This is a genomic window from Streptomyces rugosispiralis, from assembly GCF_024505145.1.
In the GTDB taxonomy this organism is placed as follows: domain Bacteria; phylum Actinomycetota; class Actinomycetes; order Streptomycetales; family Streptomycetaceae; genus Streptomyces; species Streptomyces rugosispiralis.
Map to the genome: position 1 here is coordinate 67,701 of NZ_JANIAA010000034.1, position 12,832 is coordinate 80,532.

Sequence of the window (12,832 nt, forward strand, 5' to 3'; positions counted from 1 at the left end):
CTCCTACAGCGGGATGATGTCCGGCGCGCCCAGCCGGGCCGCGTCCGCCGTGAGGTCGTCCGGCTGACGCTGCGACTCGCGCTCCGCCTCCACCCGCTTCTCGTAGTGCTGGACCTCCCGGTCGAGCTGGTCCTCGGTCCAGCCCAGCACCGGCCCCATCAGCTCGGCCACCTCGCGGGCGCAGCGGGTACCGCGGTCGAAGGTCTCGATGGAGATGCGGGTGCGGCGGGTGAGGACGTCGTCCAGATGGCGGGCGGCCTCGTGCGAGGCGGCGTAGGAGACCTCGGCGCGCAGATAGTCCTCCGCCCCGGCGAGCGGCTTCCCCAGCGAGGCGTCGCCCGCGATCAGGTCCAGCACCTCCTGCGTCGCCGAGCCGTAGCGGTTGAGCAGATGCTCGATCCGCGCCGCGTGCAGCCCGTACTGCCGGCCGATGCGCTCCCGGGCGTTCCACAGCGCCTTGTAGCCGACGGCGCCGACCAGCGGGATCTCCTCGGTGACACAGGGCCCGACCCGGCGGTCGAGGCCGTGCACCGCCTCGTCCACGGCGTCCTTGGCCATCACCCGGTACGTGGTGTACTTGCCGCCCGCGACCACCACCAGGCCCGGCACCGGATGGGCGACGGTGTGCTCGCGGGAGAGCTTGCTGGTGGCGTCCGACTCCCCGGCCAGCAGCGGGCGCAGCCCGGCGTAGACGCCCTCCACGTCGTCACGGGTCAGCGGCACCGCGAGGACCTCGTTGACATGCTCCAGCAGATAGTCGATGTCGGCGCTGGAGGCGGCCGGATGGGCCTTGTCCAGGTCCCAGTCGGTGTCCGTGGTGCCGATGATCCAGTGCCGGCCCCAGGGGATCACGAACAGCACGCTCTTCTCGGTGCGCAGGATCAGCCCGGTGGTGGAGTGGATGCGGTCCTTGGGCACCACCAGATGGATGCCCTTGGAGGCCCGGACGTGGAACTGGCCGCGCTCGCCGATCAGCGCCTGGGTCTCGTCGGTCCACACCCCGGTGGCGTTGACCACCTGCCGGGCGCGGACCTCGAACTCGCCGCCCTGCTCCAGATCGTGCACCCGGGCGCCGACCACGCGCTCGCCCTCCCGCAGGAAGCCGACCACCCGCGCGCGGTTGGCCACATGGGCGCCGTACTCCGCCGCCGTGCGCACGAGCGTGGTGACATAGCGGGCGTCGTCCATCTGGGCGTCGTAGTACTGCAACGCCCCGACCAGCGCGTCCTTCTTGAGGCAGGGGGCCACGCGCAGCGCCCGCCCGCGGCTCAGATGGCGGTGGGCGGGCAGTCCGCGGCCGTGCCCGGAGGAGATCGACATGGTGTCGTAGAGCGCGACGCCCGAGCCCGCGTAGAACCGCTCCCAGACCCGGTGTTTCAGCGGATACAGGAACGGCACCGGCTTGACCAGGTGCGGTGCGATCCGCTCCAGCAGCAGTCCGCGCTCCTTCAGCGCCTCGCGCACCAGTGCGAAGTCCAGCATCTCCAGATAGCGCAGTCCGCCGTGGATCAGCTTGCTGGACCGGCTGGAGGTCCCGGAGGCCCAGTCCCGCGACTCGACCAGACCGGTCTCCAGGCCCCGCGTCGCGGCGTCGAGTGTGGTGCCCGCGCCGACCACTCCGCCGCCCACGACCAGCACATCGAGCTCACGGTCCGCCATCCGGGCCAGCGCCTCGCCGCGCTCGGCCGGTCCCAGTGCCGGTGTCTTCACCGCTGCCTCCCGTTGTGATCGACGCCACGCCGCCCTGCCGATTTTCCTGGCTTTCTCCCGTCCGTGCCATGCCGCTGCTCCGGCCGTCGACGCGACACCGTGTCAACACCCCTCACCAATACTGAATACGAGTCATATTTCCGCTTAGTCTGCCTTTGCGCCATCCGACATCGTCCCGGGAAGGACGACACGACGTCATGCCCGCAGATCTCGCCGTCATCGGACTCGGTCATCTCGGTATTCCTCTCGCCCGGGCGGCCACCGCCGCCGGTGTCCGCACCGTCGGCTACGACCCCGATCCGCGCGCGGCCCACGACCTCCGGGCCGGCCGGCTGCCCGCCGGCTCGGGCGAGGGCCTGCTCTCCGCCGCCGAGCTGCGCCGGATGGCCTCCCAGGGCTTCCGGATCACCGCCGACCCCGCCGAACTCGGCCGCGTCCGCACCGCTGTGATCTGCGCGCCGACCCCGCTGGGGGACGACCGCAGACTGGATCTGTCGGCGGTCGGCGAGGCGGCCCGCACGCTCGCGGCGAGGCTGCGCCCGCACACCACCGTTCTGCTGGAATCGACCGTGTACCCCGGGACCACCGAGGAATTCCTCCGCCCGCTTCTCGAGGAGGGATCCGGGCTGCGGGCCGGGCGCGACTTCCACCTCGCCTACTCCCCCTGCCGCCACGACCCGGGCAACCGCGCCCACGGCCCCGCCAACACCCCCAGGGTCATCGGCGGCCTCACCCCCGCCTGCACCGAGGCCGCCGCCGCCTTCTACGGGCGCTTCACCGAGAAGGTCGTCCGGGCCCGCGGCACGCGCGAGGCCGAGACGGTCAAGGTCCTGGAGACCAATTACCGGCACGTCAACATCGCCCTGGTCAACGAGATGGCGGTGTACTGCCATGACCTCGGCGTCGATGTGTGGGACGTGGTCCGCTGCGCCGAGACCAAGCCGTTCGGCTTCCAGTCCTTCCGGCCCGGCCCCGGCGTCGGCGGCCACGGCGTGCCGGTCGACCACGGCCACATGGCCGACCCACAGCGCGGCCTGGGCATCCCGCTGCGCATGGTGGAGCTCGCGCAGCAGGTCAACGGGCGGATGCCGGGCTATGTCACGCGCCGCTGCACGGCCCTGCTCAACGAATACGGGAAGTCGGCGCGCGGTGCGCACGTACTGCTGCTGGGCGTCGGCTACAAGGCCGATGTCGCCGACGCGGAGGGCTCGCCCGCCCGGGAGATCGCCTCCCGGCTGATCGAACTGGGCGCCCGGCTGAGCTACCACGACCCGTACGTCACACGCTGGCGGGTGCTGGGGCGTGAGGTACGGCGCGCCGACTCGGTGTACGAGGCGGCCGCCGACGCCGACCTGACCGTCCTGCTGCAGCCGCACCGCACCTACGACCTGCGGGGGCTTTCGGTGAAGGCCCAGTTGCTGCTGGACACCAGGGGGGCGGGACCGGCGGGGACGGCGCACCGGCTGTGAGGCGCGCGGGGCCGCGTTTCGGGCCCCTTGTCCCCCTCGTCATCGCCTCGCGCCCCGCCGTCACCGGGTCCGCGTACGCCGCAGCCGGAACGCGACCGCCAGCACGATCAGCCCCGTCCCGCCCAGCACGAAGATCACCGCTCCCGACGGCACCGACCGCACATCCGCCGTGAACGTCATCGGCGCGCCCCAGGGCCTGCCGTCGGTGATGGTGTAGAGCTGGGCGGTCAGCCGCACCGGCCCGTTCGCGTACGCCTCCACCCGTATCCGCACCGTACGGCTCACCGCGCGCGACGCCTGGACCGGCATCGCCGGGTCCCGGGCGGTCAGCCGCTCGGGGCGGCTGGAGAGGACCCGGAGCTCCACCCCGGTGAGGTCCTGCTGAAGGCCGTTGTCGACGGTGACCGGGATGGTCGCCGAGCCCCCGGTCACCACCACCGTGGACTTCGGCACCAGCCGCACCGACGCGATCGAGGCGGTCAGATAGCGGGAGACCCCCCGCTGGTACGAGGCCGCACCCGCCGGGTCGGCGCGCCAGGCGGTCGCGACGGAGCGGGCCAGTGCGGCCCGTACGGACGCGGCGGTCGCCCGCGCGTCCGACAGCACCTTGGCCAGGGCGCGCATCCGCCGCCGGTCCCGGACCACGGCCGCGAGCCGGGAGGGCGGCAGCTCGGAGGCGTGCCGCGCGAGCGGATAGCCGTCGAACCCGCGCAGCCGCCCCGCCGTGGGCTTCCGCAGCGCGGCCGCGAACCCGGCCGGCTCCAGCCAGCCCGCCTTACGGCCCTCGGCGACCACCGTGAGCAGCACCCGGCCGACCGCGAGCGGCATCCGGCGCGGCGGCACCATGACCAGCTCGCGGCGGGCGTACGGCAGCTCCCGCACGGCCGTAAGGGTCTCGGCGAGCAGCCGCTGGCGCAGCAGCAGCCGGGCGGGCGCGCCGGAGGCGCCCGCGGCCGGGTGGCTCGCGAAGAGCTGGGACGCGATCGCCGCGTCATAGCGCAGCGCGGTCGTGCCGTCCTCGAGCGAGACGGCGCCGTCGTCGGTGGCCCCCTCGGAGACCAGCTCACCGGCGGAGGCCACCCCGGCGCCCGAGGCGAGCACCGTGTCCAGGCCGAGCCCCTTGGCGTACCGGGCGATCCCGTCGTCCAGCTCGCCGCCCGCGGGCCAGCCCACACCGGCCCGCGCGTGGACGCCCAGCGCCCGGTCCACCACGTTCCGGCCGGTGCGCGAGGCCCGGCGCAGCAGCCCGGCGAGCGGGCCGCCGCCGCCACGGGCGAGCGAGGCCAGGTCCGGGTCCGCGTACGGCAGCGCGATCACCTCCCGGCCCCGGACCGCCGCACGGAGCGCGGCCAGCCAGCCCGCCGCCGCCTCGCCGCCCTTCCCCTCGGCGGCCTGCCGCGGATCGGTGTCGCCCGGTGTACGGGCCACCCGGTAGCCGGCGGCCATGGCCCGCGCCTGGACGATCAGATCCGGATCGAGCACCCACGTGACCGGCTGCCCCTTGCCCATCTCCACCAGCCGCCGCAGCCGCCCGCCCGGCCCGAAGGCGGCGGTCAGCTGGTCGTCACGGAAGACCGGCAGCACGCTGTCCTGGGTGCGCAGGGTCAGCGCCTCCATCCGCGGGGTGTCCAGCACCGGCCACAGCACGGTGGTGCGCAGCGGCTCCAGGCGCGTGGCGTCGGGGTACGCGGACAGATGGGTGCGGGTCAGCCCGAGCACGGTCCCGGCGCCCGCGCCGTCCGCGCGGACGACGTGCACGGTGAGCGCGTACGCCCCGGCGCCGTCCAGCCCCAGGTCGGGAACGGGCACGGTGAGCCGGAAGCCCCGCTCGGCGCCGGTCGCCAGCGGGGCGAGACGGGCCGTACGGCCCCGCACCTCGGGGCCGTCGGCCCGGGTCAGGGGCGTACGGCGGGCCACGGTGGCGAGCCCGCCCCGGGTGTCGATCGCCCCGGAGGCCCCGATCCGCACCCCGATCCGCACGGCCCCGACCCGCCGCCCGGAGGTATTGGTCACCCGCCCGCTGATCCTCAGCTCGCCGCCCTGACGGATCACGGCAGGGGTGAGGGAAGCCAGCTCGACGGACACGGGGTACCGGCGGGAGAGGGCGTGGGCCGTGGGGGCATCGTCCGGCCCACGGCCGTGCGGTGTGGCGGCCGCATGAGCCCGGCGGCCGTCCGCCGGGACCATCGCCGCTGCCCCGGCGGGCGCCGGCAGGAGGGAGGTGATCGCGACCAGGATCGTGGTGACGGTCGCGACGACCGTCCGCCGGTACGTCCTGCCGCGACCCACGACCACCGCCTCGACGCCCGCGCCTGCCGTCCGCCCGCGCCGCACGGGACCGACGCGGTGTCACCAGCCCACCACGCCGGGGACGATGCCGCACGCTCAGGGCGGCCGCCCGGGGGCCCCGCCGGGGCCGCCCCGAGGCGTCCTCGGCGGATCGCGGAATTCCCGGCGGAGCGCCTGGGCGTCACACCCGCACGGCGTCCGGCCGGCGAGGCCGTGCGTCCATCGCGGTGCGCAGCGAGGCGAAGTCCTCCACGCAGCGGCCGGTGCCGATGGCCACGCAGTCCAGCGGGTCGTCGGCCACCAGCACCGGGATGTTCAGCTCGCGCCCCAGCCGTACGTCCAGACCGCGCAGCAGGGCCCCGCCGCCGGTCAGCACGATGCCGCGGTCCATGATGTCGCCCGCCAGCTCCGGCGGGGTCTCGTCGAGCGTGGCCCGCACCGCCGCGACGATGCTGTCCACCGGTTCGGAGAGGGCGTGCCGCACCTCGTCCGAGGTCAGTTCGAGCACCTTGGGCAGCCCGGTCGCCTGGTCCCGGCCGCGGATGGTGCAGCGGTCCGGCGGCAGCAGCGCCTGAGTGTCCTCGTTGTCCTCGCTCTGGCCCGGGATGAACACCTCGACATTCCGCTCGGGCCGCCGGACGGACTCCGAGACCCGCGGTACGGACAGCGGCCCGGTGGGCGAGGCGGATCCGATGGAGACCTTGATCTCCTCGGCGGTCCGCTCACCGATCGCCAGCGCGTACTGCTTCTTCACATAGGAGCTGATCGCGACGTCCATCGCGTCGCCCGCGGTCCGCACCGACCGCGCGGTGACGATGCCGCCCAGCGAGACCACGGCGACCTCGGTCGTACCGCCGCCGATGTCGACGACCATGCAGCCGGTCGGCTCGCTCACCGGCAGCCCCGCGCCGATCGCCGCCGCGATGGGCTCCTCGACCAGATGCACCTGTCGCGCCCCGGCCTGGGTGGCGGCCTCCATCACCGCGCGCCGCTCGACGCCGGTGATCCCGGAGGGCACACAGACCACCACCCGGGGACGGGCGAGGCGACGGCTGCCCATGACCTTCTTGATGAAGTACCGCAGCATGCGCTCGGCGATCTCGAAATCGGCGATCACGCCATCGCGCAGCGGCCGCACGGCGACGATGTTCGTCGGCGTCCGCCCCATGGTCTCCTTGGCCGCCGAACCCACCGACAGCACACTGCCGTCGACTGTGTTCACGGCCACAACCGACGGCTCGTTGAGCACGATCCCCCTGCCCCGTACGTACACCAGTGTGTTGGCGGTGCCGAGGTCGATACCCATGTCACGCCCATTGAACGACTTGTTCTGCGCCATAAGTTGACATTATTGCTTATGCCGGATTCTGTCCCGGCACTGATGTCATTCGCACCACCGTGCGGCCATACCACTGCTACCTTGCGGGCATGATCGCGTCCGCTTCCTCCGCAGCTCAGGCCCCACGACCGGCCCGTGGGCTCGCGGCGGGCATCGCGGCGGCCCTGCTCGGAGCCCTGGTTTTCGGCTTCATCCAGGGCAAAATCGGCCACCGCGGCCAGGAGGTCGGCTACTGGGCGCTGTGCATCGGGCTGCTGACCGGCGCCGCGCTGGGCAAGCTGGGCGGCCGGGCCCCGCTGCTGGCGCTCATCGGCATACCGCTGGCCGTGGTCAGCGTCTCGCTGGCGCAACTGATCGGCGCCGCGGTGCTGATGGGCGACGAGAGCTCCTGGCCCACCACGGACACTCTGACCGAGCACTTCGGCCAGGTGATGGACTACTGGCGCGACCACATCCTGGGACGCAACGACATCACCTTCTACGCCGTGGCGGGAGCGGAAAGTTACCTCGTAGCGAAGCGCATCACCGAATAGCGGCGACGAATCCCCATATGCCGGGCCGACGTGTCTCCGTCCGGTCCCAGCCATGTCACGGACGTCAGACACGACTTGTCTGGTTGTCATCCCTGCCTGTTACTTTTATGGCTCGAAAGTTTCCTTCCGCGTTCCCAGCCCGCAGCCGCTCATCAGTCGAGCTGTCCCCGGAACGCGGTCTCAACACCTTCATCCCCGGGGGAATTCCATGAGCCAGAACTGGCAGCAGCCACAGCAGCCAGGCGGCTACCCGCAGCAGCCGGGTGGCTATCCGCAGCAGCCCGCTCCGCCCCAGCAGGCCGGTGGGTACGGCTCCGCGCAGCAGCCCGGCTACGGCTACCCGCAGGGGCAGCCCCAGCAGCCCCAGCAGCCCCAGCCGCAGTTCGGCGGCGGTTTCCCGCCGCCCGCGCCGCCGGTCGGCCGGCCGGGCAACCCGCTGCTGGCCGTGGGCGCCGCCCTCGTGGCCACTGTCGTCGGCGCGTTCCTCTACGCGTTCCTGCTGAGCGCGATGGCGGACACGGACAAGACTCCGCCGGAGGTCACGCAGTTCGCGTACGCCGGTGTGGTCGTCGGCGCGCTCATCGGACTGGCGGTCGCCAAGCTCGGCGGCCGCAACACGGGGCTGTGGGTGGTCGGCGCGGTGCTGGCCCTGGCCGCGGTGTTCCTCGGCGAGCTCTACGGCTACGCCATGATCCTGCACGATGTGATGAGCAACTACGCCGACAAGATCGGCGGCGGCGCCAGCAGCCAGGTGCTCTCCTCGAACGAGATCTTCTTCGACCACTTCAGCGACCTGTGGAAGTCGTGGAAGGAAGACTCCGACGCGCTGACCTACATCTTCATCGCGCTCGCGCCGGTCGCCGCGGTCAGCACCGCCTACCGGATCAGCAACCGCTGAGCCCACGAGCGACACGGCAAGGGGAAGGCCCCGACCGCTTCGCGGTCGGGGCCTTCCCCTTGCCGAATCAACTGCTGAGACGCGCTCAGCGCTTGTCGCGGGCCGACGGGGCGACCGTGACCTCGACCCGCTGGAACTCCTTCAGCTCCGAGTAGCCGGTCGTGGCCATCGCGCGGCGCAGCGCGCCGAAGAAGTTCATCGAGCCGTCGGGGGTGTGCGAGGGGCCGAGGAGGATCTCCTCGGTGGAGCCCACCGTGCCCAGGTTCATCCGCTTGCCGCGCGGCACCTCGTCGTGCACGGCCTCCATGCCCCAGTGGTGACCGCGGCCCGGCGCGTCGGTGGCCCGCGCCAGCGGGGAGCCCATCATCACCGCGTCCGCGCCGCAGGCGACGGCCTTCGGCAGATCGCCGCTCCAGCCGACGCCGCCGTCGGCGATCACATGCACATAGCGGCCGCCGGACTCGTCCATGTAGTCCCGGCGGGCGGCGGCGACATCGGCGACCGCCGTGGCCATCGGCACCTGGATGCCCAGCACATTGCGGGTGGTGTGCGCGGCGCCGCCGCCGAAGCCCACCAGCACGCCGGCCGCGCCGGTGCGCATCAGGTGCAGCGCGGCCGTGTAGGTGGCGCAGCCGCCCACGATCACCGGGACGTCCAGCTCATAGATGAACTGCTTGAGGTTGAGCGGCTCGGCGGCACCGGAGACATGCTCGGCGGAGACCGTGGTGCCGCGGATCACGAAGATGTCGACCCCCGCGTCCACCACGGCCTTGGAGAACTGCGCCGTGCGCTGCGGGGACAGGGCCGCGGCGGTCACCACGCCCGCGTCCCGCACCTCCTTCAGGCGCTGGCCGATCAGCTCCTCCTTGATCGGCTCGGCGTAGATCTCCTGCATCCGGGTGGTCGCGGCGCGCTCGTCCAGCTCGGCGATCTCCGCCAGCAGCGGCTCCGGGTCCTCGTAACGGGTCCAGAGCCCCTCGAGGTTGAGCACCCCGAGGCCGCCGAGCTCACCGATGCGGATCGCGGTGCGGGGCGAGACCACCGAGTCCATCGGCGCGGCCAGGAACGGCAGCTCGAAGCGGTAGGCGTCGATCTGCCAGGCGATCGAGACCTCCTTCGGGTCCCGGGTGCGACGACTCGGCACAACGGCGATGTCGTCGAACGCGTACGCCCTGCGGCCGCGCTTGCCGCGCCCGATCTCGATCTCAGTCACGTGGGTGCCTTTCCCTGTTCACGAACAGCCGTCCCAGTATCCCTGCCCGCATCGCCGCAAGGTCGCCCGGGTGAAACGGTGCGGACGGCGCGGACAACACGGATCAACGGACAGCGCGGATCAACGGCCGGAGTAGTTCGGCGCCTCGGTGGTCATCTGGATGTCATGCGGGTGGCTCTCCTTGAGGCCCGCCGCGGTGATCCGCACAAAGCGGCCCTTCTCCTTCAGCTCCGCCACATTGGCCGAGCCGACATAGCCCATCGACGCCCGCAGACCGCCGACCAGCTGGTGCGCGACCGAGGCCAGCGGGCCGCGGTAGGGCACCTGGCCCTCGATGCCCTCGGGGACCAGCTTGTCCTCGGACAGGACGTTGTCCTGGAAGTAGCGGTCCTTGGAGTACGAGCGGGCCTGGCCGCGCGTCTGCATCGCGCCCAGGGAGCCCATGCCCCGGTAGGACTTGAACTGCTTGCCGTTGATGAAGACCATCTCGCCCGGCGACTCCTCGCAGCCGGCCAGCAGGCTGCCCAGCATCACGGTGTCGGCACCGGCCGCGATCGCCTTGGCGATGTCGCCCGAGTACTGCAGACCGCCGTCGCCGATCAGCGGCACCCCGGCCGCGTGGCAGGCGCGGGCGGCCTCGTAGATCGCCGTCACCTGCGGCACGCCGATGCCCGCGACCACGCGCGTGGTGCAGATCGACCCCGGGCCGACGCCGACCTTGACCCCGTCCACCCCCGCGTCGATCAGCGCCTGGGCGCCGTCCCTGGTGGCGACATTGCCGCCCACCACATCGACCGCGATATTGGACTTGACCTTGGCGATCATGTCGAGGATGCCCCGGCTGTGGCCGTGCGCGCTGTCCACGACCAGGAAGTCGGCCCCGGCCTCGACCAGCGCCTGCGCCCGCTCGTACGACTCGTCGCCGACACCGACGGCGGCGCCGACGACCAGCCGGCCGCCCGCGTCCTTCGCCGCGTGGGGGTACTGCTCGGCCTTCACGAAGTCCTTGACCGTGATCAGGCCCTTGAGCACGCCCGCGTCGTCGACCAGCGGCAGCTTCTCGATCTTGTGGCGGCGCAGCAGCTGCATCGCGTCCTCGCCGGAGATCCCCACCTTGCCGGTGACCAGCGGCATCGGGGTCATGACCTCGCGGACCTGACGGCCCCGGTCGACCTCGAAGGCCATGTCACGGTTGGTGACGATGCCGAGCAGCTTGCCCACGGCGTCCGTGACCGGCACACCGCTGATGCGGAACTTCGCGCACAGCGCGTCCGCCTCGTGCAGCGTGGCGTCCGGCCGGACCGTGATCGGGTCGGTGACCATGCCGGACTCCGACCGCTTGACCAGGTCGACCTGGTTGACCTGGTCCTCGATGGACAGATTGCGGTGCAGCACGCCCACGCCGCCCTGCCGGGCCATGGCGATGGCCATCCGGGACTCGGTGACCTTGTCCATGGCGGCGGACAGCAGCGGCACATTCACCCGCACGTTCCGGGAGACCCTGGACGAGGTGTCGACCGCGTTCGGCAGCACCTCGGAGGCGCCCGGCAGCAGCAGCACGTCGTCGTACGTCAGCCCGAGCATGGCGAACTTCTCAGGCACTCCGTCGACGTTGTCAGTCATGACACCCTTCCAATGGTCTTGCCCCAGCGCGGACTCCCATGCTAACGGGCTCCCCGAGTGCCTCATTCCACCCTGTGGATAACTTCTCAGCGACCTGCTGAATGCGGAAGGCACAACAAGGTAACGAGCCGGTCAGAACTTCCGGTGGGCCCCGGGCTCACTGCTCGGCGAGCGCACGCAGCCTGCTGAGCGCCCGGTGCTGGGCGACCCGGACCGCCCCGGGGGACATCCCGAGCATCTGCCCGGTCTCCTCCGCCGTCAGCCCGACCGCGACCCTCAGCAGCACCAGCTCGCGCTGGTTCTCCGGAAGGTTGGCCAGCAGCTTCTTGGCCCACTCCGCGTCGCTGCTGAGCAGCGCCCGCTCCTCGGGCCCCAGCGAATCGTCCGGCTGCTCCGGCATCTCGTCCGAGGGGATGGCCGTGGAGCCCGGGTGCCGCATGGCGGCCCGCTGGAGATCGGCGACCTTGTGGGAGGCGATGGCCACCACGAACGCCTCGAAGGGCTTTCCGGTGTCGCGGTAGCGCGGCAGCGCGCACAGCACCGCGAGACAGACCTCCTGCGCCAGGTCGTCCACGAAGTGGCGGGCGTCACCAGGAAGTCGGGACAGCCTCGTACGGCAGTAGCGAAGGGCCAGCGGGTGGACCAGGGCCAGCAGATCGTGGGTGGCCTGCTCGTCCCCCTCGGCCGCGCGCCCGACGAGGGCGCCGATCGTCCCCGTACCCCCGGGAACTCCCTTGGGGGCTCCTGGGCTCTCGTCGTCGCGCGGCATCCATCCATGGTGCCTCGGGCCCGGGGGCTCCGTGGCATCGCGTCCGTAGTTGTGCGCTGAAGCGTTATGAGCAGGTGCGCCGGCTGTCGTCATGTCCTGCGCTCTCCCCTCACGCCCGACCGACTCGTCCCCGAGGAACTCCACACCCTCAAGGATGCGGCATAGCGCGGGGAACTGATACAGGCCACCACCACAGCGCTCGCCGCGCACGCTCTCGCCCCGCCCGCCACCCGACGGGCGGGGACCGTCGCGCCCCCGCTGCGCAGCACGTCAGAACGGTCGTGGCCGAATCAGCGGACCAGACCCCAGCGGAACCCGAGGGCCACCGCATGCGCCCGGTCGGACGCGCCGAGCTTCTTGAACAACCGCCGTGCGTGCGTCTTGACCGTGTCCTCGGACAGAAACAGCTCGCGGCCGATCTCCGCGTTGGACCGGCCGTGGCTCATGCCCTCGAGCACCTGGATCTCCCGCGCGGTGAGCGTGGGCGCGGCGCCCATCTCGGCCGAGCGCAGCCGGCGCGGGGCCAGCCGCCAGGTGGGGTCGGCGAGCGCCTGGGTCACGGTGGCGCGCAACTCGGCGCGCGAGGCGTCCTTGTGCAGATAGCCACGGGCGCCGGCGGCCACGGCCAGCGCCACCCCGTCCAGGTCCTCGGCGACCGTGAGCATGATGATCCGGGCGCCGGGGTCGGCGGAGAGCAACCGCCGCACGGTCTCGACCCCGCCTAGACCGGGCATCCGTACGTCCATCAGAATCAGATCCGAGCGGTCGGCACCCCAGCGGCGGAGGACTTCCTCGCCGTTGGCCGCCGTCGTCACACGCTCGACGCCGGGCACGGTCGCCACCGCGCGGCGCAGCGCCTCTCGGGCAAGCGGGGAGTCGTCGCAGACGAGGACGGATGTCATGGCCGCCCTCCGCAGCTGATGCGCGTCACCTTGAGCCTCCAGGCTGGTACATATCGTCACCTGAGCGATTGACAGCCCCGGATATCT

Annotated in this window: 10 protein-coding genes; 3 read left to right on the forward strand and 7 right to left on the reverse strand. The window is 72.1% G+C overall.

Annotated features, from left to right (window positions below; all coding sequences use genetic code 11):
• Window positions 1-3: 3 nt before the first annotated feature.
• On the reverse strand, window positions 4-1,710 hold the full coding sequence (locus NP777_RS35035) for a glycerol-3-phosphate dehydrogenase/oxidase (RefSeq protein WP_256654222.1): 1,707 nt from the start codon (window positions 1,708-1,710) through the stop codon (window positions 4-6).
• A 197-nt stretch (window positions 1,711-1,907) separates the two neighbouring features.
• On the opposite strand from NP777_RS35035, the gene NP777_RS35040 reads away from it, so the two are divergent.
• Window positions 1,908-3,179: a nucleotide sugar dehydrogenase gene (locus tag NP777_RS35040; protein WP_256654223.1), complete on the forward strand. Its 1,272-nt coding sequence runs from the start codon at window positions 1,908-1,910 to the stop codon at window positions 3,177-3,179.
• Between the two features lie 60 nt (window positions 3,180-3,239).
• Here NP777_RS35040 and NP777_RS35045 read toward each other — a convergent pair whose 3' ends face one another.
• Together NP777_RS35045 and NP777_RS35050 are read right to left on the reverse strand one after the other, a co-directional pair.
• Complete coding sequence (locus NP777_RS35045) at window positions 3,240-5,468, reverse strand: DUF6049 family protein (RefSeq protein ID WP_256654224.1); 2,229 nt, start codon at window positions 5,466-5,468, stop codon at window positions 3,240-3,242.
• 181 nt (window positions 5,469-5,649) lie between these two features.
• Window positions 5,650-6,807, reverse strand: coding sequence for a rod shape-determining protein (locus NP777_RS35050; protein WP_256654225.1), 1,158 nt, complete (start codon window positions 6,805-6,807; stop codon window positions 5,650-5,652).
• Between the two features lie 89 nt (window positions 6,808-6,896).
• On the opposite strand from NP777_RS35050, the gene NP777_RS35055 reads away from it, so the two are divergent.
• Window positions 6,897-7,340, forward strand: a complete 444-nt coding sequence (locus tag NP777_RS35055; RefSeq protein ID WP_256654226.1) for a hypothetical protein — start codon at window positions 6,897-6,899, stop codon at window positions 7,338-7,340.
• Between the two features lie 208 nt (window positions 7,341-7,548).
• Window positions 7,549-8,238, forward strand: a complete 690-nt coding sequence (locus NP777_RS35060; protein ID WP_256654227.1) for a hypothetical protein — start codon at window positions 7,549-7,551, stop codon at window positions 8,236-8,238.
• 85 nt (window positions 8,239-8,323) lie between these two features.
• On the opposite strand, the gene NP777_RS35065 is transcribed toward NP777_RS35060, so the two are convergent.
• The 4 genes from NP777_RS35065 to NP777_RS35080 all read right to left on the reverse strand — a co-directional run bounded on the left by NP777_RS35065 (window position 8,324) and on the right by NP777_RS35080 (window position 12,745).
• Window positions 8,324-9,451 carry a GuaB3 family IMP dehydrogenase-related protein gene (locus tag NP777_RS35065; protein WP_256654228.1) on the reverse strand — a complete coding sequence of 376 codons (1,128 nt, stop codon included), beginning with the start codon at window positions 9,449-9,451 and terminating at the stop codon, window positions 8,324-8,326.
• Between the two features lie 120 nt (window positions 9,452-9,571).
• Entirely contained in the window at window positions 9,572-11,074 is a 1,503-nt protein-coding gene (gene guaB, locus NP777_RS35070; RefSeq protein WP_256654229.1) for an IMP dehydrogenase, read from the reverse strand.
• A gap of 157 nt (window positions 11,075-11,231) precedes the next feature.
• On the reverse strand, window positions 11,232-11,843 hold the full coding sequence (locus NP777_RS35075) for a sigma-70 family RNA polymerase sigma factor (RefSeq protein ID WP_256654230.1): 612 nt from the start codon (window positions 11,841-11,843) through the stop codon (window positions 11,232-11,234).
• 290 nt (window positions 11,844-12,133) lie between these two features.
• Entirely contained in the window at window positions 12,134-12,745 is a 612-nt protein-coding gene (locus NP777_RS35080; protein ID WP_003948568.1) for a response regulator transcription factor, read from the reverse strand.
• Window positions 12,746-12,832 lie beyond the last annotated feature (87 nt).

Coding starts and splice junctions, on each gene's coding strand:
- NP777_RS35060 (WP_256654227.1), top strand. CDS start 7,549: ATGAGCCAGAACTGGCAGCAGCCACAGCAGCCAGGCGGCTACCCGCAG.
- NP777_RS35075 (WP_256654230.1), bottom strand. CDS start 11,843: ATGCCGCGCGACGACGAGAGCCCAGGAGCCCCCAAGGGAGTTCCCGGG.
- NP777_RS35080 (WP_003948568.1), bottom strand. CDS start 12,745: ATGACATCCGTCCTCGTCTGCGACGACTCCCCGCTTGCCCGAGAGGCG.
- guaB (WP_256654229.1), bottom strand. CDS start 11,074: ATGACTGACAACGTCGACGGAGTGCCTGAGAAGTTCGCCATGCTCGGG.
- NP777_RS35040 (WP_256654223.1), top strand. CDS start 1,908: ATGCCCGCAGATCTCGCCGTCATCGGACTCGGTCATCTCGGTATTCCT.
- NP777_RS35050 (WP_256654225.1), bottom strand. CDS start 6,807: ATGGCGCAGAACAAGTCGTTCAATGGGCGTGACATGGGTATCGACCTC.
- NP777_RS35055 (WP_256654226.1), top strand. CDS start 6,897: ATGATCGCGTCCGCTTCCTCCGCAGCTCAGGCCCCACGACCGGCCCGT.